The 23890-nt window shown below is 71.0% G+C and carries 25 protein-coding genes and 1 pseudogene; 8 read left to right on the top strand and 18 right to left on the bottom strand.

What is annotated here, in order from left to right; genetic code table 11:
* Positions 1–124: 124 nt before the first annotated feature.
* The 7 genes and pseudogenes from ACFYQ5_RS30410 to ACFYQ5_RS30380 all read right to left on the bottom strand — a co-directional run bounded on the left by ACFYQ5_RS30410 (position 125) and on the right by ACFYQ5_RS30380 (position 4934).
* A complete protein-coding gene (locus ACFYQ5_RS30410; RefSeq protein WP_389202231.1) occupies positions 125–838 on the bottom strand; it encodes a hypothetical protein in 714 nt (237 codons plus the stop codon).
* Positions 838–1410: a SigE family RNA polymerase sigma factor gene (locus ACFYQ5_RS30405; protein WP_389202171.1), complete on the bottom strand. Its 573-nt coding sequence runs from the start codon at positions 1408–1410 to the stop codon at positions 838–840. The genes ACFYQ5_RS30410 and ACFYQ5_RS30405 overlap by 1 nt, the downstream gene beginning before the upstream one ends.
* 265 nt (positions 1411–1675) lie before the next feature.
* Positions 1676–1849, bottom strand: coding sequence for a hypothetical protein (locus ACFYQ5_RS30400; protein ID WP_389202170.1), 174 nt, complete (start codon positions 1847–1849; stop codon positions 1676–1678).
* 141 nt (positions 1850–1990) lie between these two features.
* Entirely contained in the window at positions 1991–3442 is a 1452-nt protein-coding gene (locus ACFYQ5_RS30395; RefSeq protein WP_389202168.1) for a peptidoglycan D,D-transpeptidase FtsI family protein, read from the bottom strand.
* 86 nt (positions 3443–3528) lie between these two features.
* Positions 3529–3657: pseudogene (locus tag ACFYQ5_RS30390) on the bottom strand (DNA-binding response regulator); the annotation flags it as partial.
* A gap of 29 nt (positions 3658–3686) precedes the next feature.
* Positions 3687–4160 (bottom strand): GNAT family N-acetyltransferase, encoded by a 474-nt coding sequence (locus tag ACFYQ5_RS30385; protein WP_389202166.1) that lies wholly within the window; start codon positions 4158–4160, stop codon positions 3687–3689.
* Between the two features lie 3 nt (positions 4161–4163).
* On the bottom strand, positions 4164–4934 hold the full coding sequence (locus ACFYQ5_RS30380; protein WP_389202165.1) for an IclR family transcriptional regulator: 771 nt from the start codon (positions 4932–4934) through the stop codon (positions 4164–4166).
* 154 nt (positions 4935–5088) lie between these two features.
* On the opposite strand from ACFYQ5_RS30380, the gene ACFYQ5_RS30375 reads away from it, so the two are divergent.
* Together ACFYQ5_RS30375 and ACFYQ5_RS30370 are read left to right on the top strand one after the other, a co-directional pair.
* Complete coding sequence (locus tag ACFYQ5_RS30375) at positions 5089–6609, top strand: aldehyde dehydrogenase (NADP(+)) (RefSeq protein ID WP_389202163.1); 1521 nt, start codon at positions 5089–5091, stop codon at positions 6607–6609.
* Positions 6606–7220, top strand: coding sequence for a DUF1349 domain-containing protein (locus tag ACFYQ5_RS30370; protein ID WP_389202162.1), 615 nt, complete (start codon positions 6606–6608; stop codon positions 7218–7220). The genes ACFYQ5_RS30375 and ACFYQ5_RS30370 overlap by 4 nt, the downstream gene beginning before the upstream one ends.
* A 121-nt stretch (positions 7221–7341) precedes the next feature.
* On the opposite strand, the gene ACFYQ5_RS30365 is transcribed toward ACFYQ5_RS30370, so the two are convergent.
* The 3 genes from ACFYQ5_RS30365 to ACFYQ5_RS30355 form a co-directional block, all read right to left on the bottom strand.
* A complete protein-coding gene (locus tag ACFYQ5_RS30365) occupies positions 7342–8058 on the bottom strand; it encodes a hypothetical protein (protein WP_389202160.1) in 717 nt (238 codons plus the stop codon).
* 10 nt (positions 8059–8068) lie between these two features.
* Positions 8069–8452: a hypothetical protein gene (locus tag ACFYQ5_RS30360; protein ID WP_389202158.1), complete on the bottom strand. Its 384-nt coding sequence runs from the start codon at positions 8450–8452 to the stop codon at positions 8069–8071.
* Between the two features lie 116 nt (positions 8453–8568).
* Positions 8569–9042, bottom strand: coding sequence for an NUDIX hydrolase (locus tag ACFYQ5_RS30355; RefSeq protein WP_389202157.1), 474 nt, complete (start codon positions 9040–9042; stop codon positions 8569–8571).
* A 210-nt stretch (positions 9043–9252) separates the two neighbouring features.
* On the opposite strand from ACFYQ5_RS30355, the gene ACFYQ5_RS30350 reads away from it, so the two are divergent.
* The 3 genes from ACFYQ5_RS30350 (at position 9253) to ACFYQ5_RS30340 (ending at position 11395) form a co-directional block, all read left to right on the top strand.
* On the top strand, positions 9253–9384 hold the full coding sequence (locus tag ACFYQ5_RS30350) for a hypothetical protein (RefSeq protein ID WP_389202155.1): 132 nt from the start codon (positions 9253–9255) through the stop codon (positions 9382–9384).
* A gap of 141 nt (positions 9385–9525) precedes the next feature.
* Positions 9526–10263: a DsbA family oxidoreductase gene (locus tag ACFYQ5_RS30345; RefSeq protein WP_389202154.1), complete on the top strand. Its 738-nt coding sequence runs from the start codon at positions 9526–9528 to the stop codon at positions 10261–10263.
* Between the two features lie 70 nt (positions 10264–10333).
* Positions 10334–11395 carry an aminotransferase class V-fold PLP-dependent enzyme gene (locus tag ACFYQ5_RS30340; RefSeq protein ID WP_389202153.1) on the top strand — a complete coding sequence of 354 codons (1062 nt, stop codon included), beginning with the start codon at positions 10334–10336 and terminating at the stop codon, positions 11393–11395.
* A gap of 13 nt (positions 11396–11408) precedes the next feature.
* On the opposite strand, the gene ACFYQ5_RS30335 is transcribed toward ACFYQ5_RS30340, so the two are convergent.
* Positions 11409–11912 carry a MarR family winged helix-turn-helix transcriptional regulator gene (locus tag ACFYQ5_RS30335; protein WP_389202152.1) on the bottom strand — a complete coding sequence of 168 codons (504 nt, stop codon included), beginning with the start codon at positions 11910–11912 and terminating at the stop codon, positions 11409–11411.
* A 144-nt stretch (positions 11913–12056) separates the two neighbouring features.
* On the opposite strand from ACFYQ5_RS30335, the gene ACFYQ5_RS30330 reads away from it, so the two are divergent.
* Entirely contained in the window at positions 12057–13127 is a 1071-nt protein-coding gene (locus ACFYQ5_RS30330) for an alkene reductase (protein WP_389202150.1), read from the top strand.
* A gap of 156 nt (positions 13128–13283) precedes the next feature.
* Here ACFYQ5_RS30330 and ACFYQ5_RS30325 read toward each other — a convergent pair whose 3' ends face one another.
* Genes ACFYQ5_RS30325 through ACFYQ5_RS30310 form a run of 4 tightly spaced genes read right to left on the bottom strand, consistent with a single transcriptional unit; the run spans position 13284 to position 17454 of the window.
* Positions 13284–14318, bottom strand: a complete 1035-nt coding sequence (locus tag ACFYQ5_RS30325; RefSeq protein WP_389202148.1) for a LacI family DNA-binding transcriptional regulator — start codon at positions 14316–14318, stop codon at positions 13284–13286.
* A 42-nt stretch (positions 14319–14360) separates the two neighbouring features.
* Positions 14361–15221, bottom strand: a complete 861-nt coding sequence (locus tag ACFYQ5_RS30320; protein ID WP_389202146.1) for a carbohydrate ABC transporter permease — start codon at positions 15219–15221, stop codon at positions 14361–14363.
* The gene (locus ACFYQ5_RS30315; RefSeq protein ID WP_389202144.1) at positions 15221–16144 is read right to left on the bottom strand and encodes a carbohydrate ABC transporter permease; all 924 of its coding nucleotides are present in this window, start codon (positions 16142–16144) and stop codon (positions 15221–15223) included. The genes ACFYQ5_RS30320 and ACFYQ5_RS30315 overlap by 1 nt, the downstream gene beginning before the upstream one ends.
* A complete protein-coding gene (locus tag ACFYQ5_RS30310; protein ID WP_389202142.1) occupies positions 16141–17454 on the bottom strand; it encodes an extracellular solute-binding protein in 1314 nt (437 codons plus the stop codon). Before ACFYQ5_RS30310 ends, ACFYQ5_RS30315 begins: the two co-directional genes overlap by 4 nt.
* A gap of 188 nt (positions 17455–17642) precedes the next feature.
* On the opposite strand from ACFYQ5_RS30310, the gene ACFYQ5_RS30305 reads away from it, so the two are divergent.
* Together ACFYQ5_RS30305 and ACFYQ5_RS30300 are read left to right on the top strand one after the other, a co-directional pair.
* The gene (locus tag ACFYQ5_RS30305; protein WP_389202140.1) at positions 17643–19688 is read left to right on the top strand and encodes a beta-galactosidase; all 2046 of its coding nucleotides are present in this window, start codon (positions 17643–17645) and stop codon (positions 19686–19688) included.
* Between the two features lie 45 nt (positions 19689–19733).
* Entirely contained in the window at positions 19734–21293 is a 1560-nt protein-coding gene (locus tag ACFYQ5_RS30300) for an arabinogalactan endo-beta-1,4-galactanase (RefSeq protein ID WP_389202138.1), read from the top strand.
* A gap of 23 nt (positions 21294–21316) precedes the next feature.
* Here ACFYQ5_RS30300 and ACFYQ5_RS30295 read toward each other — a convergent pair whose 3' ends face one another.
* The 3 genes from ACFYQ5_RS30295 to ACFYQ5_RS30285 form a co-directional block, all read right to left on the bottom strand.
* A complete protein-coding gene (locus tag ACFYQ5_RS30295) occupies positions 21317–22330 on the bottom strand; it encodes a VOC family protein (protein WP_389202137.1) in 1014 nt (337 codons plus the stop codon).
* A 436-nt stretch (positions 22331–22766) separates the two neighbouring features.
* Entirely contained in the window at positions 22767–22976 is a 210-nt protein-coding gene (locus ACFYQ5_RS30290) for a DUF397 domain-containing protein (protein WP_389202135.1), read from the bottom strand.
* The gene (locus tag ACFYQ5_RS30285) at positions 22973–23803 is read right to left on the bottom strand and encodes a helix-turn-helix transcriptional regulator (protein WP_389202229.1); all 831 of its coding nucleotides are present in this window, start codon (positions 23801–23803) and stop codon (positions 22973–22975) included. The genes ACFYQ5_RS30290 and ACFYQ5_RS30285 overlap by 4 nt, the downstream gene beginning before the upstream one ends.
* Positions 23804–23890: the final 87 nt, after the last annotated feature.

Below are 23890 nucleotides of genomic sequence, written 5' to 3'. Positions count from 1 at the left end.
GGGTGGGGTCAGTGTGTTGCGCTCATAGGTCGCCACCGCCAGGAAAAGGGTTGCCGTGTTCCGGATATGTTTTTTCCGCGCCCACCGCGACGGCCCTCTCTTCGAGCCGTCCCACCCCCCGCGCTCAGTGCGTCGCCGTGAAGACGCCGCCCACGGAGGTCTGTTCACCCGCCGTGCCCGCACGCGCCGTGTAGTCGTCCCGACCGGTGTCACGGGCGCCGGACGTGTGGTTGTACTGCCCCGCGAAGGTGTGCGTACCGGTCGGCACGCTCCGTCCCGGCTTCAGGGCCCAGCGGTAGACGAGGAAACCGTCCTCCTCGCGTGCCGACGCCGCGAAGTCCCGCTCCGGCAGGGAGCGCCAGGCACCGGTGGTGCTCACCCCGCCGTTCAGCGCGATCCGGAGCTCGACGGTGAGCGAGGACAACGGCCGGTCCGTCTTGATCGTCACTTCGCTCTGCGACCAGTAGCTGTTGCTGTTCGGGTTCAGTGAACCGTCCGACCACAGCGGGCCCTTCCCGGCGGGCAGCGCACCGCCGCGATTCGGGGACGGCGCACTGTCCGGGGAGGGCGACGCGGGCTCGGCGGCCACCCGCTGCCCGCCCGCCGGCTCGTCCTGCCCCGCCGAGGTGACAGCGAACGCGCCGGCGGTCAGCACTCCGCACACCGCCGCCGTCGCGCCGGCGACCCGCAGCCAGGGCATCGGCATGCGAGGGGGGCGCGCGGGACGGACCGGCGGTTCCTCCGCCATGCCGCGCTCGATCCGGGCCAGCATCCGTGCCCGGTCGGGGCGGTGCGACGTGGCGGCCGTGCGCAGCCGCTCCCGCAGGTCCTCGTCCATCATCGCCTTCCTCCGGTGTGCTGCCCGGCGGCCGCCACCTGTACCTGTGCCGCCGGGGTCTGGGGCCCGAGCAGACGCTGGAGTTCCGCCACACCACGCGAGGTCTGGCTCTTCACCGTACCCACCGAAACCCCGAGGACCAGAGCGGTGTCCCGTTCGGACAGGTCGAAGGCGTGCCGCAGCACCACGCACGCGCGCTTGCGGAACGGCAGCCGGCGCAGGGCCTCTTGGACGTCCACCACGGCCGACACGTCGGGCCCGTCCGCCGCGTAGCCGTCCCCGGCCCCGCGGGGCGCCCAGAACAGCGCGATCCTTCGGCGCTCACGCACCGCGCTGCGGATGCGCGTACGCGCCAGGTTGGCCACGACGCCCCTCGCGTAGGCCGCCGGATGGTCGGCGCCCCTGATCCGGTCCCAGCGGTGCCAGAGCGCCATGAGCGCGTCGGCGGCCAGATCGTCCGCAGCGTCGGCCTCGCCCGTCAGCAGATGGGCGAGCCGGGCGAGTTCGGCGTAGTGCGCCTCGAAGAACGCGTGGAACTCGGCGGCAGCAGCATCATCCAGGACTGTGCCCACGGGTACCTCTTCTCTGCACGGGATCCCTGCACGCTCGAACGGGTTGTGTACGTTCCCAACTCCGTTCGCGAGGCGTGAGCGTACCAATGCGAACTCCGGGAGCGCTTCGACGCGTGTGAGCCTCCCAGTAAGGCGTAACACGGCGAAAACCTGAACCCCTCTGCGCCGGGTGAACGATCCGGGGGATCGCCGCGTCGCCCCCTCACGACGCGGGGATCCCCGGAGGCTCACCCGGCGGCGGGCCACGGAGAAGGATCGCGGCAGGTCAGCACACCCACGTGTCGGAGCCGACGCCGGCCTTGAAACGGCCGTCGGAGAAGGTGTTCAGATCCCCGGCGTGCAGTCCGCCACGGCCGCCCGCGCCGGGGGCGGCGGTCGTCGCCACCCCCAGGCCGGCCAGCAGCACGGCCCCCGACGCGACGGCTGCCTTCGCCCGCAACCCGCAAAGGCCGAGGTGAAGGGGGAGTTGCGACGGAGCCCGATCACACCGCGCACCCGGGCGCAGGACCGAGGACGGAGTGCGGCAGGCATCCGGCAGCCACCACGCCGCCACCGCCCCGCCGGGCGGTGGCGGAACGGCTCACCCCTTCAGGGCCGCCTTCATCATCTTCTGCGCGATCGGCGCCGCCAGCCCGTTGCCGCTGACCTCGGAACGCGCCGCCCCGGAGTCCTCGACGACCACCGCGACCGCGACCTGCTTGCCGGTGGAGCCGTCCTTCGCGTACGAGGTGAACCAGGCGTACGGGGTGTTGCTGTTGTCCACGCCGTTCTGCGCGGTTCCCGTCTTGCCGCCCACCTCCGCACCGTCGATCCGCGCGTTGCTGCCGGTCCCCTCCTCCACGACGGTGACCATCGCGCTGCGCAACTGCTCGGCCGTCGATTCCTTCACGACCCGACGGGTGTCGCCGTCCGGGTACTCCTGCAGCGTGGAGCCGTCGGCGTCGGTCACCTTGGAGACCATGTGCGGCGAGGCCAGCTCGCCGCCGTCGGAGAGCGCGGCCGAGACCATGGCCATCTGCATCGGGGTCGCGGTCACCTCGAACTGCCCGATCCCGGTCAGCGCGGTCTGGGCCTTGTCCATACCGGTCGGGTAGACGCTCTCGGACGCCCGCACGGGCACGTCCAGCTTCTCCGTGTCGAAACCGAAGGCGTCCGCCATCGCCTTCAGCTTGTCCTGGCCGAGATCGGCCGCCACCTTCGCGAAGACGTTGTTGCAGGAGTACTGGAGCGCGGTGCGCAGCGTGGCGTCCTCGCAGGGCGCCGAAGGGTTCTCGTTGGACAGGACCGTGCTCGTGTTCGGCAGGGTGTACGGATCGGGGCTGTCCGTGGGCTCGTCGACCGAGCCGTACAGGCCGTTCTCCAACGCCGCCGAGGCCACCACCAGCTTGAACGTCGATCCGGGCGGCAGCGGCTGCCGCAGCGCCCGGTTGACCAGTGGCTTGGCCGTGTCGTCGAGCAGCTTCTGCCAGGCGTCGCCGTCCGTCGTCCCGCTGATGCCGGAGGGGTCGTACGAGGGCGAGGAGACCATCCCCAGGATCCGCCCGGTCTCCGGGTCCATCGCGACCGCCGCGCCCCGGTCGTCGCCGAGCGCCTCGAAGGCCGCCTTCTGCACGTCCGGGTCGATGGTCGTCAGCACGTCCCCGGGGGCCGCCTGCTTGCCGGTGATCACATCGGCGGGGCTCTTGAGCCGGTCGTCGGTGCCGTCGAGGACATCGCTGTAGATGCCTTCGAGCTGGGTGGCCCCGTAGGCCTGCGAGCTGTAACCGGTGACTGCCGCGTACAGCTCGCCCTGGGTGTAGGTGCGTTTGTAGCGGAGGTCGTCGCCGTCCGTCTCCTTCGAACCGGTGACCGGGGAGCCGGCCACGATGATGTCGCCGAGCGGCCGCGCGTACTGCGCGATCGTGTTCCGCCGGTTGTGTTCGTCGTCTGCGAGCGCCCGGGCCTCGTACGCCTGCACCCAGGTCGCCCGCACCAGCAGGGCGAGAACCATCAGCAGACAGAAGACCGAGGCGCGCCTGATCGTCTTGTTCATCCCGCTGGAGGGACGAATGGGGGCGCCGGGTACGTTCCCGTTCGTGTTCCTTCTCACCGGTTTCTCCGGTGCGCGCGCAGGGCCGGTCAGCCGGGAGTGATGAACCGTGACTCGTACGCCGCGATCACCGCCTGCGCAGGGTCCCGGGCGCCGGTCCTCGCGAGCACCGCCGCCACATGCGTCTTCGCCGTGCCGGCCGCACCTCCTGCGCGACGACGATCCGCCTCCGCCGGACGCCTCCGGGTCAGGTGTCCAGCCGCAGGAGCAGCTCGTCGGTCTCCTCGCCGCGCGCCTGGGCGTAGCCCCGGTCGGTGCCGGTCACGGTGAACCCGCACTTCTCCAGCACCCGCACCGAGCCCGTGTTGTCGGCAGCCGCCCGCGCGTGCAGCGGCCGCTCCTGTACGGCGTCGAGGAGCACCCGCAGCGCGGCGGTCGCGAGCCCCTTGCCCCAGTGCGCCCTGTCCACCCAGTAGGTGACCTCACGCTCGGCCGGCGACCCGTACACCCCGACACTGCCGACCACCGCACCGTCGGCGAGCACCGTGCGCATGATCACCGTGTCCGAGGCGCGGATACGCTGCCAGTGGGCGTTGAACATGGCCCGGTCGGACGGATCGGCGCTGGTGAAGGCCGCCATCCTGGTCGCCTCCCGGTCGCTCATGAACGCGAAGAACAACGGCAGGTCGGCGTCCCGGACCTCACGCAGCGAGATGTGCACCGGTCAGAGCCTCCGGGTCGCGAGGGTCAGCCGGTCGCGGGCGTCGAACAGGGCGTCCTTGACCATCTGTTCATGCGCCGTGGTGAGCCGCGCGACCGGCACCGAGCAGCTGATCGCGTCGCGTGACGGCGTGCGGTACGGGATCGCGACGCCGAAGCAGCGCAGTCCCAGCGTGTTCTCCTCGCGGTCCACCGCGTAACCCTGCTCGCGGATGAGGTGCAGCTCCTCGATCAGCTTCTCGCGGTCGGTGAGGGTGTGCTCCGTCAGCGCCGGCAGCGTCTCGGGCAGCATCTTGCGGACCTGCTCGTCGCTGTGGGTCGCCAGCAGCGCCTTGCCGAGCGAGGTGGAGTGCGCGGGCAGCCGGCGGCCGACGCGGGTGAAGGGGCGCAGATAGTGCTGGGACTGCCGGGTGGCGAGGTACACCACGTTCGTCCCGTCCAGCCTGGCCATGTGGATGGTCTCCGTGGTGTCGTCGGAGAGCCGGTCCAGGGTGGGGCGGGCGGCGGCGACGACCTCGTCGCCGTCGATGTACGAGGTGCCGACGAGCAGGGCGCGCACACCGATCCCGTACCGGGTGCCCGTGGCGTCGGTCTCCACCCAGCCGAGCTCCACCAGCGTGCGCAGCAGCATGTAGAGGCTGGACTTGGGGTAGCCGACGGCCTCCTGCACGGCGGCCAGCGAGTGCATACCGGGGCGCCCCGCGAAGTATTCGAGCAGTTCCACCGTCCGTACCGCGGACTTGACCTGTGCCCCACCGGACTCGCCTACCGACATGCCTTATGCCCCTTCCAGCCTTCTTGTACGACCCTGCGACTTCTTGCCAACACTGAGCGCCCGGAAATAGAGTTCCCATGTATTCACGATCAGGAACGCTGTTCAGAATACCGAACAACTTCTCCTGTGTGGCAGTGGACCGGAAGGAAACACGGTGGCAGCAGCACCAGTCTGGAGCGTCGACCCCCGGACGGGGAACCCGCGTGAGCAGGTTGCGGTGGAGGCTACAGCGGAGGAGGTCGACCGCGCGGTCCGGGCGGCGCACGCGGTGCGTGGGGCGCTGGCCGACCGCACCGTACGCGCCGCGTTCCTCCGCACCGCGGCCGACCTCCTCACCGAGGCCCAGGAACACGTCATCGAGGCGGCCGACGCGGAGACCGCGCTCGGCCCCGCCCGGCTGACCGGCGAACTGGCCCGCACGGCCGCCCAGTTGCGGGCCTTCGCGGAGGTCGTCGACGAGGGCGCCTACCTCGACATCCACATCGACCACGAGGACGGCAGCAGGACCCCGCCCTGGCCGGACCTGCGCCGCTACAAGATCCCGCTCGGCGTCGTCGCCGTCTACGCCGCAAGCAACTTCCCGCTCGCCTTCTCCGTCCCCGGCGGCGACACCGCGAGCGCGCTCGCCGCGGGCTGCCCGGTCGTGGTCAAGGCTCACCCCGACCACCCGGCGACGTCGGAGATCTGCGCCTCGCTCCTGCGCAGGGCGGCAGCGCAGCACGGTCTGCCCGAGGACGTCCTGACCGTGGTGCACGGCTTCGAGGCGGGTGTCGAGCTGGTGAAGCACCCGCTCGTCTCCGCCGCCGGATTCACCGGTTCGATCCGTGGCGGCCGCGCCCTCTTCGACGCCGCGGCCGCCCGGCCCACCCCGATCCCCTTCCACGGTGAGCTCGGTTCGCTCAACCCCGTGGTCGTCACCGAGGCGGCCGCCGCCGAGCGCGGTGAGCAGATCGGTGCCGGGCTCGGTGGCTCGATGACCATGGGCGCCGGACAGTTCTGCACCAAGCCCGGCTTCGTGTTCGCCCCGACCGGTGAGGCGGGCGACCAGCTGCTGAAGTCGCTGACCGAGACGGTGAGCGGTACGGGCGCCGGGGTCATGCTCGACCACCGGATGCGCGACGCCTTCGTCCACGGAGTGGCCGAGCGGGCAGCGCTCCCGGACGTGGACGCCCCGGTCACCCCGGGCGCGGGCGGCGAACACACGGTCTCCGCCGGCTTCTTCACCGTACCGGCGCGGCGGCTGGCCCAGGAGGGCCCGCACGACGCGCTCCTGGAGGAGTGCTTCGGCCCGGTCACCGTCGTCGCGCGCTACGACTCCGCCGACGAGATCACCGCGGTGCTGTCCCGCCTGCCGGGGAACCTCACCGCCACCCTCCAGATCGCCACGGAGGAGGCCGACGGCAGCGCCGCCGGACTGCTGGCCGAGCTCACCCCGGTGGCCGGACGCGTCCTGGTCAACGGCTGGCCGACCGGTGTCGCCGTCGCCCCCGCCCAGCACCACGGCGGCCCCTACCCGGCCACCACCTCCACCTCCACCTCGGTCGGCGCCACCGCGATCGAGCGCTGGCTGCGCCCGGTCAGCTACCAGTCCACCCCCGAGGCACTGCTGCCGCCGGAGCTCCGTGAGGAGAACCCGCAGAACCTGCCGCGCCGGGTCGACGGACGCCGCGCGTGACGGCGGTACGGCTGTCCGAGCTCCCCTTCGCCCTGGAGCCCGTCGGGCCCGAGGGCGGTTGGGCGTACGCGGACGGGGTGCTGACCGGTTCGGCGGGTGCGAAGCAGGACCGTTTCGTCCCGCCCGGCGGTGACGAGCTGGAGCCCGCGAGCGACGCACCGCGCCTGCTGGGCGTGGCGCCGGAGGGCGACTTCCAGCTGATCGCCCGGGTGCGCGTCGGCTTCGCCGCCGCCTTCGACGCGGGCGTCCTCTACCTCCACGTCGGGGAGCGGGAGTGGGCGAAGCTCTGCCTGGAGCTCTCTCCGGAACACCCGACGGTCTGCACCGTGGTCACCCGGGGCCAGTCCGACGACGTGAACTCCGCCGTCGTGGAGGGGGACAGCTGCTGGCTGCGGCTCAGCCGCGTCGGCGGAGCCTTCGCCTTCCACGCCTCGGCGGACGGCGAGCGGTGGACCTTCGTCCGGCTGTTCACCCTCGGTACGGAGGAGGAGCGGGCTGCCGCCCGTATCGGCTTCCTCGTCCAGTCACCGACCGGCGAGGGCTGCACGGCGTCGTTCGACCGGATCGCCTTCCGGCCCACCGGTCCGGGCGACCTGCGGGACGGCAGCTGACGGAGCACGCACACGCGAGGGGCCCGGATCCGAGAGGATCCGGGCCCTGCGGCCGTCAGCGGGGAGCCACTTCACTGACCGGGAGGCTTCGCGGAGTCCGTCCGGGCCCCGACGGCCGTTCCTACGACGTCCGGTGGCGGTCATCTGCCGACAGCGCCCGGTCACCAGGGAGCTGGTAGGTGGTGCGCAGATGGTCCGGATAGCCGCCGGGCGGGTACAGCCGGTCCTGCGCACCGTTGCGGTGCAGCCCGACGGAGCCGTCGGGGTGCAGGCGCACGGTGGTGGTGGCCGCGCGTGGTGTCCCTTCCCGTTCCTCATGGGTGCCGGGGAGCTCGGCGGGGTCCAGGACGGGGATGTCGTCAGGGAACATCGCCCGGGCGTCCGAGGCGGTGGCAGCCGGCGGATGACCGGTGCGGTTGGCGCTGCTGACGTAGAGGACCGGATGTTCCTCCAGCACCGGGAGCAGGGGCGCCCAGCGAGCGCCGAACAGCAGCGTCCACCCGTCCTTGGCCGCCGGGCCCATCCAGTCGGGCAGCGGGTGGCCTTCCAGCAACGGGGCGAGCAGGGTCACCCGCTCCTCGGTCAGCAGCCGCCGGGCCGCCGCGGCCAGGTCCGGTCCGAGATCGAGTGCGTCGATCACGGTGCCGACGGTGCGGGAGTGGTGGATCCACAGGGCGACCGCCTGGCCGGCGGGCCGTCCCTTGGCGAGGTTGACGGCCTGTGGGGTGGTGGCCGCGACGACACAGGTCAGCGGTGCGGGGTTGGGGAGCACCACTGCCCGCCCGTGGGACAGGGCCTGGCGGACGCGCTCGACGCCGACAGTCGGGCTGCTGGTCATGTGGTCCCTTTCAGGAGGTGGTGACGAGGCCGTCGAGGAAGCCCGCGAACTCCTCCTCGTCCACCAGCGCGCGGCCCTGCCGGTAGGCGCGGGTCTTGACCCATTGCGATGCCGCCTTCGTCTGTTCCCTGTCCAGATCCCGTCCGAGCCGTGCGGCAACCGCCGTGATCACCCGGGCGCTGGCCAGATGGGTGAGCAGGATGCGCGGTTCGACGCCCAACAGCTCACGGGGGTCGTAGGGCTGGAACAGCTGCGGGTGGACGAACGGCGTGCCGGTGGAGATGGTGCCCACCCCGCTCCCCACGATCGGCGTGGTCACGCTCAGCGGCACCTCGGTCTCCTGCGACACCATGCGCGCGATCTCGGGCAGACGGGTCAGGTCCGGCTCCTTCACGGCCCCGCCCCACACCTACACCCCCGAATCGGCTTCCTCCGTCGCGTCCTCGGTGACCGGGGGAGCGGACGCGGGCGGCGCACCTCCCGGGGCGCGCTGAACCGCCGGGCGCGATCTCAGTGCCGGATCAGGCCGCCGACCGGGACGGTGGGGACGTGGCCGGTCGCCGGAACGGTCCGGGCCAGAGCGAGGCCGATGTCGACCAGCGAGGACCGGCCGAGGCGGGCGACCTCGGGGACCGGAGTCCAGACCGACTCGGCGGTCTCACCGTTCGGTTCGGGCCGGAGCAGGCCGCCGGTGATGCGGACCTGGTAGAAGATCCCCACGTTCTGGAGCTCGGGCTTGCCGGGCAGGCGGCGCTCCGCCGCGGGGATCACCCGGGAGTCCACCCCCAGCAGGCGCTCGACCACCGCGTCCAGACCGGTTTCCTCGGCCACCTCCCGGATCACCGCGCCGAACGGATCCTCGGCGTGCTCGACCCTGCCGCCCGGAAGGGTCCAGTTGGTCTCACCCTCGGGCGCTACGTGACGGGCGAGCAGCACCCGTTCGTCCTCGATGCACACGGCGTACGCCGCCAGCCGCAGATCCACCCCCGGATTCTACGCCGCTTCAGCCCCGCCGCGCCGTGCTGTTCGCGCCGTCGATCGACTCGCGGACGATGTCGGCGTTCGGGCGGTGCTGTATCCGGGCGCCGCTGCTCCGACGGGCATCCTCACGGTCGCCGAGCTGGCGAGCCGTTCGGCGATCGAGCGGGTCCAGGTCCTCGGCACGGCGGACCGGCCGGACCCCGAGACCCGCGCGTGGTCACCCGGGAGTTCGTCCGGCCGCAGTGGCGGGACGGCGAACTGGTGCTCGCCGCCATGCCCGCGGTGGGCGGCACCCTGGTCCCGTTCGAAGTGCCCGACCCCACCCCGTGCTGCGCGGACCACTGAGGGGCAGCCGCCGGCCGACGGGCCGGCACAGTGTGACGCCGTACGGGCCCGTCACGGGAATCAGCCGCTCCATCCGCACGTTGAACCAGCGGCGGAGGCTTCCTCCGCACCCGTACAGCAGAGCTGGAGAGCAGAAGAGTCATGCGCGTCGAGATATGGAGCGACATCGCCTGCCCGTGGTGCTATGTCGGAAAGGCACGCTTCGAGAAGGGGCTGGCCGGGTTCGCCCACCGTGACGAGGTCGAGGTGGTCCACCGCTCCTTCGAGCTCGACCCGGGCCGAGCCAAGGGTGACACCGAGCAGGTCATCGACATGCTGGCGCAGAAGTACGGCCGTACTCCCGAGGAGGCCCGGGGCATGGAGGCCAACGTCGCGGCGAACGCGCGGGCCGAGGGGCTCGGCTACCGCGTCGAGGGGCGTGACCACGGCAACACCTTCGACATCCACCGGCTGCTCCACCTCGCGAAGGCCCGTGGGCGCCAGGACGAGCTGCTGACCCTCGTCTACCGCGCGAACTTCGCCGAGGAGCGTTCCGTCTTCGACGACGCGGTGCTGGCAGACCTGGCCGTCGAGGCGGGCCTCGACGGCCAGGAGGCGCGCGGGGTGCTGGCCGACCCCGAGGCGTACGCCGACGACGTACGGGCCGATGAGCGTGAGGCCGCCGAACTGGGCGCCAACGCTGTGCCGTTCTTCGTGCTCGACCGGCGTTACGGCATCTCCGGAGGGCAGCCCGCGGAGGTCTTCGGCAAGGCGCTGGAGCAGGCGTGGAAGGACCGCCAGGTGACCGGTCTGACTCAGGTGGGTGGGGACGCGGCGGCCTGCGACGCGGACGGGGCCTGCGAAGTGCCCCAGGCGGACGCCCCCGACCAGCGCGTATAAGGAGTTCTTGGGTGTGACACTGGAAGTTACCTGATTGACGTGGGGTTGTGCGGCCGTCAGGCTGTTCCGCATGGAGACCTCTGCGATCGATCAGGCCAGGGCCACCGAATTCGCTTCCGGAACGACCTACCTCAACACCTCCACCTGTGGTCTGCTGCCCCGCCGTGCCCTCGAGGCCGTCAAGGCGCTGGCCGACGAGTGCGCCGCCGGCGTCCGGGGCGGTGCGGGCAGCTTCGACGCGGTCGACGGCGCCCGCGCCGGCTTCGCCCGGATCGCCGGTGTCACGCCCGCACGGGTCGCTGTCGGCGGCTCGGTCGCCGCCCATGTGGGGATCGTCGCGGCCTCGCTCCCCGCAGGCGCCGAAGTCCTGGCGCCTGCGGGGGAGTTCAGCTCGGTCGTCAGCCCCTTCGCCGTGCGCGGTGACCTGAAGATGCGCTACGTCCCGCTGAGCGGACTGGCCGAGGCCGTGCGGCCCGGCACCGCGCTCGTCGCCTTCTCCGCCGCCCAGTCGGCGGACGGCCGGGTCGCCGATCTGGACGCGGTCCGTGCGGCCGCGGCCGCACACGGCGCCCGTACGATGCTCGACGCCAGCCAGTCGGCCGGATGGCTGCCGCTGGACGCCGGAGCGTACGACTACACCGTCACCGGCGGGTACAAGTTCCTGATGTGCCCCCGGGGCGCGTCGTTCCTGACCGTGACCGAGGAGGCGCAGGAGACCCTGCCGCCGCTCTACGCCGGCTGGGTCGCGGCCGAGGATCGCTGGAACAGTACGTACGGGCCGGTCGAGAAGCTCGCCGCCGACGCCCGGCGTCTCGACGAAGCGGTCGCGTTCCTCGCCTATCACGGGGCCGAACAGTCCCTGGACCTGCTGGCCGAGGTCGGGGTGGACGCCGTGTACGCCCATGTGACCGGGCTCGCGGCCCGCTTCCGGGAGGGGCTGGCGTCGATCGGGCACGAAGCGGTGCCCGGCACCTCCGCGATCGTCGCCGTACCGGGCCTGGGTGGCAGGGAGCCCGATCTGGCCGCGGCCGGGGTGATGGTCTCGGCCCGGGCGGGGAATCTGCGGGCGGCCTTCCACCTGTACAACACCGGGGCCGACGTCGACCGCGCCCTGGACGCGCTGTCCTGCTGAGCCGGGCCCCGGGCTACGGCCCGGGGCAGTCCCCTGCCTCCTGGCAGAGGTTCTCCTCCACCTTGGCGAGCAGCCGGGTCAGCTCCGCGCGCTCGGCCGTGCCGAGTCCCGCGAGGGTGTGATCCTCCAGGTCCGACCAGGCCCTGCGCACCTCGGCGTGCAGGGCGGAGCTCTCCTCGGTGGCCTCCACCAGGACGGCCCGCCGGTCGTCCGGGTCGGGGCGGCGACGTACGTGCCCGGCCTGTTCGAGGCGCTGGAGCATCTTGGTGACGGTGGACGGGTCGAGGGCCATGGCCTTGATCAGCTCGGCCTGGCGCACCGCCCCGGTGTCCCACAGGTGCATCATCAGGAACTCCTGCCCCGGGTAGAGCCCGAGCCCCTTGAGCATGCGGCCGGCTGTCATCCTGTGCAGCCGGGCGACCCGCGACACGGCATGGCTGACGGGGCCGCCGAGGGCCGCGCAGGGCAGCCCGCCGGTGCGGGCGGGATCGGCGGGGGCGGTGCTGTCGGCCTTCATCGGGGCTCCTCGTGGCGGTGTCAGCGCCCGGCCCTGCCGGGTTCATGACGTCCTCGTGAACTTTACCTTGGTCGGCCAACTAATACGTTACAGTGATCGGACGCCGATTACTTGGCCGACCACATAAATGCCTCGGAGGCTTTCATGACCACGGTGTTCGACCCCATCGATCTCTCCGGTGCGCAGCTCTCCAACCGCATCGCCCTCGCGCCGATGACCCGCAGCAGGGCCGGTGAAGGAGGCACGGCCACCGACCTCACCGTCGACTACTACACCCAGCGCGCCTCGGCCGGGCTGATCATCACCGAGGGCATCCAGCCCTCCGTGGTCGGCCAGGGATACCCCTCCACCCCCGGCCTGCACAGTGCCGAGCAGGTCACCTCCTGGCGCAAGGTCACCGACTCCGTCCACGCCGCGGGCGGCCGGATCTTCGCCCAGATCATGCACGCGGGCCGGATCGGCCACCCCGTCCTGCTGCCCGACGGCCTGACCCCGGTGGCGCCCTCCCCGGTCACGGCGCCCGGCCAGGTCTACACCCATGTGGGGCCGAAGGACTTCGTCGAGCCGCACGAACTCACCGACGCCGAGATACGCACGACCGTCGGCGACTTCGTCACCGCCTCCCGCAACGCGATCGACGCCGGCTTCGACGGGGTCGAGCTGCACGGCGCCAACGGTTACCTGATCCAGCAGTTCCTCGCCCCGAACACCAACCTGCGCACCGACGAGTGGGGCGGCTCCGACGCCGCCCGCATCCGCTTCGCCGTCGAGGTGGTCAAGGCGGTCGTCGCCGAGATCGGCGCCGAGCGGACCGCGCTGCGCGTCTCGCCCGGGAACCCGTACAACGGCATCGAGGAGCCCGAGCCGGACGCCGTCTACACCGCGCTCGTCACGGAGCTGGAACCGCTCGGGCTCGCCTATCTGCACGTGCTGGAGCAGGCCGACGGCCGTGAACTGACGCTCGCTCTGCGCAAGAAGTTCACCGGGCCCCTCGTCATCAACGTCTTCTCCGAAGGACCGACCGGACCCGAGCACCACACCGTGATCGACGACGGGATCGCCGACATCATCTCCTACGGCGCGCTGTTCCTCGCCAACCCGGACCTGCCGGCCAGGCTGAAGGCCGGCGGGCCCTTCAACACCCCGGACCCGGCGACCTTCTTCGGCGGCGACGCCAAGGGCTACACCGACTACCCGGCACTGGACGCCGTCTGACGCGAACCGTCGGGGGGCTCGCGGATCGTGCGGGACGGCCCGCGTGGCGGGCCGTCTCCTCGACCACGGGGAGCACCGTCCAGCGCGGCGCAGACCCGGGCGCGGCGGATTCATCCGCCCCGCGCTGCCCGCCGCCCGTGCGCCCAGGACCCGCCCCTACGCCGACTCCCGGCGCACCAGCTCGGTGGGCAGGATGACCGCCGCCGGGTCCTCCCCGCCGATCTGTGCCAGCAGCACCCGCACCATCTCGGCGCTGATCCGGTCCCACGGCTGGCGGACCGTCGTCAGCTCCGGGCGCCCCGCGAGCGCCGCGGGCGAGTCGTCGAAACCGCCGACCGCTATGTCCTGCGGCACCCGTCGGCCCGCCCGCTCCAGGGTGCTCAGCACGCCCTGCGCCATCAGGTCCGACGCGACGAACACCGCGTCCACATCGGGCGCCCGCTCCAGCAGCAGCGTGGCCGCCGCCTCCCCGCCCGCCCGGCTGTAGTCGCCCGGCATGATCAGGGTCTCGTCGACCGGCAGCCCGCACTCGGCGAGCGTCTCGCGGTACCCCGCGAGCCGGTCCACCCCGCCCGGGGTGTCCAGCGGCCCGGTGACCGTGGCGATCCGGCGGCGCCCCGACTCGTACAGGAAACGCACCATGTCCCGGGCGCCGTTGCGGTCGTCCGCCGCCACATAGCTGACCCGTGACCCCTGCCCGAGCGGCTTCCCGCAGACCACCAGCGGTACGCCGGCCTCGTGCAGCTGGGCGGCGACCGGGTCGCCGGAGTGGTTGGAGACCAGCAGCACCCCGTCCACGTGCCCGGCGATGTACCGCATGTTGCGGCGGCGCTCCGCCTCCGTCCCCGCGATCATCAGCAGCAGCGGGATGTCGTGCGCGGCGAGCGCGGTGGTGCAGCCGCGGAGCAGCACATTGAAGTTCGGGTCCTCGAAGAAGCGTTCCTGGGGCTCGGTCAGCAGGAACGCCACCGAGTCGGAGCGCCCGGTGATCAGGGATCTGGCGTGCCGGTTCACGGTGTAGCCGGTCCGTCGGATGGCGGCCTGAACCGCTTCGAGCGCGGCCGGACTGACGTTGTGACCGCCGTTGAGCACCCGGGAGACCGTGCCCCGGGAGACCCCGGCCTCCCGGGCGACGTCGTGGATCGTCGGTGGCCTGCGGCGTCCCGCGCCGTTCTGTTCTGTGCGGCTCATGGAGCAAGATCTTTCATCAAGGGAAGCCCTGTTGAGGAGCTGTCAGGACTTTACGGCGCCGGAGAGCAGGTCGAGGCTCCAGAACCGCTGGATCACGAGGAACAGGGCGATCAGCGGAATGATCGCCAGCAGCGCGCCGGTGATCACCAGCGTGTAGAGCGCCGGGGTGTTCGAACCCTGCTGGAGGAGCGTGTAGAGCCCCAGGGTCACCGGGAACTTCTCGTCGTCGCCGAGCATGATGTACGGCAGCAGGAAGTTGTTCCACACCGCCACGAACTGGAACAGGAAGACCGTCACCAGCCCCGGCAGCATCATCGGCAGCGCGATGGTCCGGAAGATCCGCCACTCGCCGCCGCCGTCCATCCGTCCGGCCTCGATCACATCGGCCGGCACGGCGGCCGACGCATAGATCCGGGCGAGGTAGACGCCGTACGGGGAGAGGATCAGCGGCAGCAGCACCGACAGGTAGGAGTCGGTCATGTCGACCTCGGCCAGCAGCAGGTACTGCGGTACGGCCAGGATCACCGGGGGCATCAGCACCCCGGCGAGCAGGATGTTGAAGACGGTCTCCTTCCCTCGGAAGCGGTACACGGCCAGCGCGTACCCCGAGACCGCGGACACCGCTGTGGAGAGCAGCGCGCCCACCCCGGCGTAGAAGGCCGAGTTGGCCATCCACTTCCAGTACACGCCGTCCCGGTACGCCGTCAGGTCGGCGACGTTGTCGGTGAAGCCGGAGCCGGGCAGGAAGGTGAAGGTGGAGAACAGCTCGCTGCCGGACTTCGTCGAGGCGACCAGGACCCAGACGACGGGCAGCAGGCAGTACACGGCGCCGAGGAGCAGCGCGGCGGTCGGAACGAGCGGGAGGCGCCGGCGGCCGGGGGCGGCGAGGGGCTGGGTGCTCATCAGGAGTCTCCCTGCTTCGTACGGGAGTTGGCCGCCCTGAGGAAGCCGAAGGACAGGGCGAGGGTGGCGAGGGCGATGATGACGGCCTGGGCGGCCGCCGCGTGGATGTCGTTGTTGACGAAGGCGTCCTGGTAGACCTTCATCAGCGGACTCCAGGTGGTGGAGAGCGAGTTGGTCAGGGGCTTCAGCGTCGTGGGTTCGCTGAACACCTGGAGCGTCGCGATGATCGAGAAGAAGAAGGTCAGGATCAGGGACGGCGCCACCATCGGGATCTTGATCCGCAGCGCGATCTGGAGCTGCGAGCAGCCGTCGAGCCGCGCGGCCTCGAAGATCTCGGCGGGGATGGCCCGCAGCGAGGTGTAGATGACGATCATGTTGAAGCCGGTGCCGCCCCACACCGCGATGTTCGCCAGCGAGAGGTACAGCGGTCCGCCGTCCAGCAGATCGGGCTGCGGGAGCCCCATCGCGTCGAGCAGGTACAGGAAGGGGCTGACGTCCGGCAGATACAGGAAGCCCCACATCAGCGCGGCGATGACGCCCGGGATCGCGTACGGCAGGAAGATCGCCAGCCTGCTGAAGCCGCGCAGCCGGAGCCCGTCGGTGTCCAGCAGCAGGGCGAAGAGCAGGGCGAGGCCGAGCATCACCGGGACGACGATCGCGCCGTAGCCGAGGATGCGCAGCGCTCCGTGCAGCAGCTCCGAGTCGGAGAGCGCGTCGGTGTAGTTGGACAGACCGGCCCAGATCTCCTCCCGTGCGCCCTTGCCGAGGCCGAGCCCCTTGACCTCGGTCCTGCGGAAGCTGAGGTGGACGGCGTAGCCGATGGGCAGGGCGAAGAAGAGCAGGAACAGGACGGTGGCGGGGACCAGGAAGACGTACGGGGCGCTCTTGACCCCGTACGCCTTCCCGCGGGGCGTACGGGTCACTCCGAGACCCCGAAGCCCTGCTTCTCCAGGTCCGCGACGGTGGCGTCCTGCATGGCGGTCAGGGCGGGGCCGAAGTCCGCCTTGTTCTTGGCGGCCTCGGCGAAGTTGTCCTTGAAGGCGCTGTACGCGACGTTGACGTTCGGGCCCCAGGCGGCGGGAGCGGTGCCCTGGGCGATCTTCGCGGCCTCGGTGTAGAAGTCGGGCTGGTCGGAGAAGTAGTCCGGCGCCTTCGAGAGTGCGCCGCCGGTCTGGGCGGCCGTCGCGGCGGGGTAGATGCCGCCCTCCTTCACCAGCGCGGCGAGCGCCTCGGGGTCCGTGTTCAGCCACTTCGCGAAGGTGGCGGCGGCCTTCTTGTTCTTGGAGTCGTTGGTGACGGCGGTGGAGGAGCCGCCCCAGCTGCCGGTGACGTTCTCACCGGCGGTCCACTGGGGGAGCGGGGCCATCGCCCACTTGCCCTTCGTCTCGGGCGCGGCGGTGGTCAGCGTGCCGGGTGCCCAGACGGCGCTGACCCACGCGACCTGCTTGCCGGTGTTGAGCGCCTTGTTCCAGGCCGGGGTGTACATCGGCTGGTTGTCGATGGCGCCCTCCTTCACCAGGCCGCCCCAGAAGTCGGCGACCTTCTGCGTGGCGGGGTCGTCGATCGCGACCTTCCACTTGTCGCCGCCGGTGGTCCACCACTTCGCGCCCGCCTGCTGGGCGAGGCCCGCGAAGAGGCCCGAGTCGTTGGAGGAGAAGGTGGTGAGGTCCTTGTCCGGCGCCTTCTTCTTCAGCGCGCGGGCCGTCTCGGCGAACTCGTCCCAGGTGGTGGGTACGGTCAGGCCGTACTGCTCGAAGAGGTCCTGGCGGTAGTAGAACATCAGCGGGCCCGAGTCCTGGGGCAGCGCGTACAGGGCGTCCGAGCCGAGCGTCGCCTGCTGCCAGATCCCGTCGGCGAACTGGCTCTTCGTGTCGCCGGCCTCCTCGGATATGTCGGCGAGGACGTCGTTGGAGACCAGGGTGGGGAGTGCCTGGTACTCGGCCTGGACCAGGTCCGGGGCCTTGTGTGCCTTGGCCGCCGTGATGATCTTGGTGACGAGGTCGTCGCCCGACGCCTGCTTCTTCACCGTGACCGTGATGCCGGCTTCCTTGCCCGGGCCCTTGTTCCAGATGTCCGCGACCTTGTCCAGGCCGGGCGCCCACGCCCAGTAGGTCAGCGAGGCGGGTCCGGAGGCGGCCGGCTCGTCGCCGCCGTCGTCCGAGCCGCACCCGGAGAGCAGGGCCGTGGCGGCGAGAGCGGCGGCGGTGGACACCGCGACGGTGCGGTATTTCATGGTTTCTCCCCTGACGAGACGAGCGGGCGCATCGACGGACCGGCCGGGATGACGCTGTGAGCGTTCACAGTAGAGAAACGAAACCGACACTTGTCAATGGTTGTTGCTGTGCGGTTATGTTGGCTCTGCGCCGCCGAGAGTGTGTGTGCACGTTCCCAGAAGTTGTCCCGAAGAGCCAGGAGCTGTCCATGCCGCACTCAGAATCCGCCGCCTACCCGGCCGGCCTGCACAAGCTGGCCTTCGGCGGCGACTACAACCCCGAGCAGTGGCCCGAAGAGGTCTGGCACGAGGACGTACGCCTGATGCGGGAAGCCGGCGTGACCATGGTCAGCGTCGGGATCTTCTCCTGGGCGCTGCTGGAACCCGAGCCGGGCACCTACGACTTCGGCTGGCTCGACCGCCTGCTGGACCTGCTGCACGTCAACGGCATCCGCGCCGACCTCGGCACCCCCACCGTCGCCCCGCCCGCCTGGTTCTACCGCGCCCACCCCGAAGCCCTCCCCGTCAGCCGCGAGGGTGTCCGCTACGCCTTCGGATCACGCGGCGCCATCTGCCACAGCTCCGCCCCCTACCGCGCGGCGGCGGCGAACATCACCGAGCAGCTCGCCCGCCGGTACGCGACCCACCCCGCCCTCGCGATGTGGCACGTCCACAACGAGTACGGCGTTCCCGTCAGCGCCTGTTACTGCGACAGCTGCGGCGCGCACTTCCGCCGCTGGCTCGAGGCCCGGCACGGCTCGGCCGACGCGGTCAACGAGGCGTGGGGCACCGCCTTCTGGGGCCAGCGCTACCGAAGCCTCGACGACATCGACCCGCCCCGCACCACCCCGACCGTCGGCAATCCCGCCCAGCAGCTGGACTACGCCCGTTTCGCCGACGCCACCATGCGGGAGAACTTCACCGCCGAACGCGACATCCTGCACCGGCTCGCCCCCGGCATCCCCGTCACCACCAACTTCATGACCGCCCTCAGCCAGTGCGAGTCCGTCGACTACTGGGCCTGGGGCCGCGAGGTCGACATCGTCTCCAACGACCACTACCTGATCACCGACGGCCGCCGCACCCACGTCAACCTCGCCATGGCCGCCGACCTCACCCGCTCGGTCGCGGGCGGTGCCCCCTGGCTGCTGCTGGAACACTCCACCAGCGGCGTCAACTGGCAGCCCCGCAACCCCGCCAAGCGCCCCGGCGAGATGGCCCGCAACAGCCTCGCCCACGTCGCCCGAGGCTCCGAGGGCGCGATGTTCTTCCAGTGGCGGCAGTCCCGGCGCGGCGCCGAGAAGTTCCACTCCGCGATGGTCCCGCACGCCGGCACCGACTCGCGGATCTGGCGCGAGGTGAGCGCGCTCGGCGCCGGACTCGGCCTGCTGGAGGGCATCCGGGGCACCCGGACCGTCGCCGACGTGGCGATGCTCTGGGACTGGCAGTCCTGGTGGGCACAGAGCCTGGAGTGGCGCCCGAGCGAGGAGCACGACGCCCGTGAGCGCGCCGACACGTTCTACGCCTCGCTCTACGACCGCCACCTCACCGTCGACTTCGCCCACCCCGACGCCGACCTGTCCGCGTACCCCCTGGTCGTCGTCCCCGCCCTCTACCTCGCCACCGAGGAGACCGGCCGCAATCTGCGCCGCTACGTCGAGAACGGCGGCACCCTCGTCGTCTCGTACTTCTCCGGCATCGTCGACACCGACGACGCCGTGCACCCCGGTGCCTACCCCGGCGCGTTCCGGGACGTACTCGGCCTGACCGTCGAGGAGTTCGCCCCGCTCGCCGTGGGCGGCACCGTCCGCCTGATCACCCCCGAGGGCGCCCCCGAGGGCGCTGACCTGACCGGTGACCTCTGGTCGGACGTGGTGATCCCGCGCGGCGCCGAGACCGTCTGGTCGTACGCCGACGGCATCCCGGCCGGCCGGCCCGCCGTCACCCGCAACCAGCTCGGCGAGGGCGCCGCCTGGTACATCTCCACCCGGCTCTCCGGCCCCGACCTGGACGCCGTCCTGGACCGCGCCGCCGCCGACGCCCGCATCGAGCCGCGCACGAGCCTGCCCCACGACGTCGAGGTCGTACGCCGCACCGGCGACACCGGCACCTTCCTCTTCGTGATCAACCACAGCGACGCCGACGCCGGAGTGGCACTGGACGCCTCCGGCACCGAACTCCTCACCGGCGAGCCCGCCGTGGACAAGCTCGCCGTTCCGGCGGGCGAGGTCCGCGTCGTACGCCTCGACGGCTGAGGCGCCCATCCGTTAGCCCGCACAACTGTCGAAGGGACATCGACGATGTACGGAACGACGCACACCCGCGCGAAGGCGGCCGGAGCGGTGGCCGCACTGTCCGGCCTCGTGTTCGCCGCCCTGCCCGCCCAGGCCGCCCACGCGGCCACCACCCCGGTCAACACCGGATTCGAATCGGGTGCGACCGGCTGGTCGACGTACTCGGCCGGCGGGCAGAACGCCGCCTCCTTCACCGAGGCCGGCGGCCACGGCGGCAGCACCCGGCTCAGCCACTGGTCGGCCTCGGCGTACAAGGTCGAGACCTACCAGTACCTGAGCGGCCTCACCGACGGCACGTACACCCTCAGCGCCTGGGTGCGCTCCGGCGGCGGCCAGAACTCCGCCTACATCGCCCTGCGTAACTGCGGCGGCGCCGAGCAGCGCACCGACCTGCCGCCGACGGCGAACGGCGCCTGGGTCCGGCTCGTCACCTCCGTCAAGGTGACCGGCGGCGCCTGCACCATCAGCCTCAACTCCGACGCGCACGCGGGGGAGTGGGCCAACTTCGACGACCTCACCTTCACCCCGGGAAGCACCGGACTGAGCGTCAGGGGCGGTGACCTCTCCACCCTCCCGAAGAACGAGGCGTACGGCGCGAGGTACCGCGACGCGAACGGCAGGGCCGGGGACGCCATGAGCATCCTCAAGAGCTCCGGGATGAACTACGTACGCCTCAAGGTCTGGGTGAACCCGGCCGACGGCTACAACGACAAGGCCCACGTCCTGGCCATGGCCAAGCGCGCCAAGACCCTCGGCATGAAGACCCTCATCGACTTCCACTACTCCGACGCCTGGGCCGACCCCGGCAAGCAGATCAAGCCCGCCGCCTGGGCCGGGCACAGCTACACCCAGCTCCGTACGGACGTCTACGACCACACGTACGACGTGCTGAACGCCCTGAAGGCCCAGGGCACCACGGCCGACATGGTGCAGATCGGCAACGAGACCAACGCCGGAATGCTCTGGCCCGAGGGCTCCACCGACAACTGGTCCCAGCTCGCCGGCCTCCTCACCTCCGGAGCGAACGCCGCGAAGGCGGTCTCCTCCGGCACGAAGGTGGCGCTGCACCTCGCCGAGGGCGGCGACAACGAGGGAACCCGCTGGTGGTTCGACAACGCCGTGGCGCAGAAGGTGCCCTTCGACGTCATCGCCCTCTCCTACTACGGCTACTGGCACGGATCGCTGTCCGAGCTCCAGACCAACCTCGACGACGCCGCCTCCCGCTACGGAAAGCCGGTGCTGGTCGCCGAGACCGCCTACGCCCATACGCTCGCCGACGACGACGGCCTGGAGAACAACGTGGCCACCGCCGACCAGCTGGTCACCGGCTACCCGGCGACCCCGGCCGGCCAGGCGGCGAACCTCCGGGACGTCATGAACGTCGTCGAGGCCGTCCCGAACGGCCGGGGACTCGGCGCCGTCTACTGGGAGCCGGCCTGGACCGCCGTCACCGGCAGCGGCTGGGACCCGGCCGACCCGTCGTCGGGCAACGCGTGGGAGAACCAGGCGGTGTTCGACTATGACGGGAAGCTGCTCCCGGCGGCGGCCTGGTTCTCGCACAGGTAGGCGTCCCGGGCCCCGTGGCCGGTTCACCGGTCCAGCGGCGCACCGTGCCACTTCCACGAGGTGACCCGGTCGCGGCCCGGCAGTTCGGCGCGGCCGGTGGACCAGAGCAGGACGGTCCACCGGTCGGCGTCGTCCGGGGCGTCGGGGAAGAGCCGGGCCAGCACCCGGTCGCAGAGGTCCTGGGGCGGGGCCCAGGAGAGCGACAGCCCGGCGGCGACGTCGTAGGTGTGCACCAGGGTCTCCACGATGCCCATCGCGGCGAAACCCTCCGGGTCGGAGAGCCCGAACACGTGGTGGGAGCGGACGTCCGAAGGGGTCGTACGCACCATCGCCGTCAGGAGGGCGCTACTCGACTCCAGGGTCTGGAGCAGCCCGGACGTTCCCGCCTCCGGGTTCGCGAAGATCGAGTTCCCGGGGCCACCCTCGCGGTCGGGCGCGTACCGGTACGGCACCTCACGGTCCTGCGGAGGCCTGCGCCCACCCAGCTGGACGGCGTACGCGAAGAGGTCGTCGCTCAGATGCTCCACCGTCTCCCAGCAGTCCCACTTCAACGTCCCCGCCGGCATACGCCAGTTGTCCGCCGTGGACGCCGCGAGGGCGTCGACCGCCAGCCGCACCGCCAGCGTGACGTCGTCGGCGGTGACGGGCAGCCGGGCTCCCGTCAGCGCGGCGCGTTCGCGCGCACTGCACTCCACGCAGAACTCGTTGCCCTCAGGATCCGCCAGGGTCGCCCAGCCCCGCCCGTTCGGCTTGCGGTGGTCGGCGACCAGCGTGGCGCCGAGGGCGAGCAGCCGCTCGACCTCCTCGTCGCGGGTGCGGTCCTCGGGACGGACGTCCAGATGGACCCGGTTCTTGGCGCGCTTGGGTTCGGGCACCGTGACGAAGAGCAGCGCCGCCCCCGATGCCTCCACGAGCGCCTCGGGATCGCCGGGCGCGTCGTCGTCGGACACCGGCGAGCCGAGCACCTCGGCCCAGAAGAGGGCCAGTTCGTAGGCATCGGCGCAGTCGATGGTGATGTGCTGTACGAGCGAAGTCATGGGCGCCACTGTCCACGCTGACCCGCGCCGAGGTCCAGCGAGTTGAGCGGCTCCAGCCCGTGCTTCGCAGGCCGGTCGCGGACGCCGAGCCTGCCAGGGCGTGTGTCGGAAGCCCAGGTCGAAGGTTCGGCACACAGCGGGCTTCCGGGCATTTGGAGGGGCCCGATGATCTCGACCGTCAGCCCATGGAACTGCTCATCGCCCATCCTGGCGTTGGCTCGTCGAGCATCCCATCCGCCGACTTCTGCGCGCGCTCGTCATCACCGCCCCCGCACCCGACGAGCGCGACCCCGGCCAGCAGAGACGTCAGTGTGATCGCCGTCGTCCCGTATATCGCTCGCACAACGCCCCCACTGCTCCACCGCGTGCACGATCACGATCATGATCGGCAGTGGGAGCCTAACAACGGCTTCGTGGCAGCCCGGAAGGGCGCCGGTCAGACGGAGCCGAACGCGCCGGACTTGACGCCCGTCACGAAGGCGGCGAAGGAGGCGGCGGGCAGGTCCAGGACCGGGCCGCCCGGGTTCTTGGAGTCGCGGACGGGGACCACGTTGTGCGGGACGGCGAAGTTTTCGGCGACCTCGACGCAGGCGCCGCCGTTCGAGCTGTAGGAGGACTTGATCCAACGGGGGGTTTCGGTCGTCACAGGGTGCCCTTTCGTATCTGGTTGATCATGGCTACGGATGCCGCCTGGGGCATCGACTCGCCCTGCAGCTGATGGTAGGCCGTCAATATGGGCAACACGAAGGTGGTTTCACGCTCGAGTTGGCCTCGTTGAGCGGACTCGGCATAAGACATGAGTGAGCGGTCCGGCATGGTCAGGACGTAGAGAGGGAGATTGAACGGACGACGTGCTCCCATGCTGTACGGCGCGACCTGGAGCACGGTGTTCGGCAGCTCGGCGAAGTCGAGGAGCCTGACCAACTGGTCGTCCCAAGCGGCTGGATCGCCGATCGGCCGGCGGATGCAGCTCTCATCCAGCACTGCCAGCACGAGCGGTGATACCGGGCGGACAAGAGTCGCTTGCCGCTTCGCAACAGTCTGCACCCGTTCCTGTGCCTGTTCGACAGTGATGGCGCCGCGCTGGACTTCGCCGTCGGCCAACGCTCCCGCATATGCCGGCGTTTGAAGGAGCCCCGGGATGATTCCGATCTCGAACAGACGGATCTCCGTCGCCCGGCCCTCACACCCGACGTACTCCGGGAACCCCTCCAGCAAGGCGCCGCCCCGCACGGATCGGCACAGTTGCTCAAGCGTCTCACCGGTACCGAGCACCTTGTCGGCTCTCTGCGCGAAACGAAGAGTCGGAGGTTTGCGATCAGTTTCGACGGCCGAGACATGTGCGCCGGAGTAGCCCGTCTGCCGGGCCAGCTCATCCTGCGTCCATCCACGGGCCTCCCTCAGCCTGCGAAGTCGTTCTCCGAATGCCGCAGATGCCGAGGCAGCGGGATCGAGTTCCTTGCGGTTCAACAGCGCCTCCCAAAACTCTTCCTTCGGCTTCCACCAGTTGAAGACGTGTCGACTCTAGGGCACGGTGAAGCCTCCCCGTAGCGAATTGGC

Source organism: Streptomyces sp. NPDC005794 (assembly GCF_042871445.1).
In the GTDB taxonomy this organism is placed as follows: Bacteria; Actinomycetota; Actinomycetes; order Streptomycetales; family Streptomycetaceae; genus Streptomyces.
The sequence above is the reverse complement of the archived record's forward strand: the minus strand, read 5'-3'. Positions and strand labels throughout refer to the sequence as shown.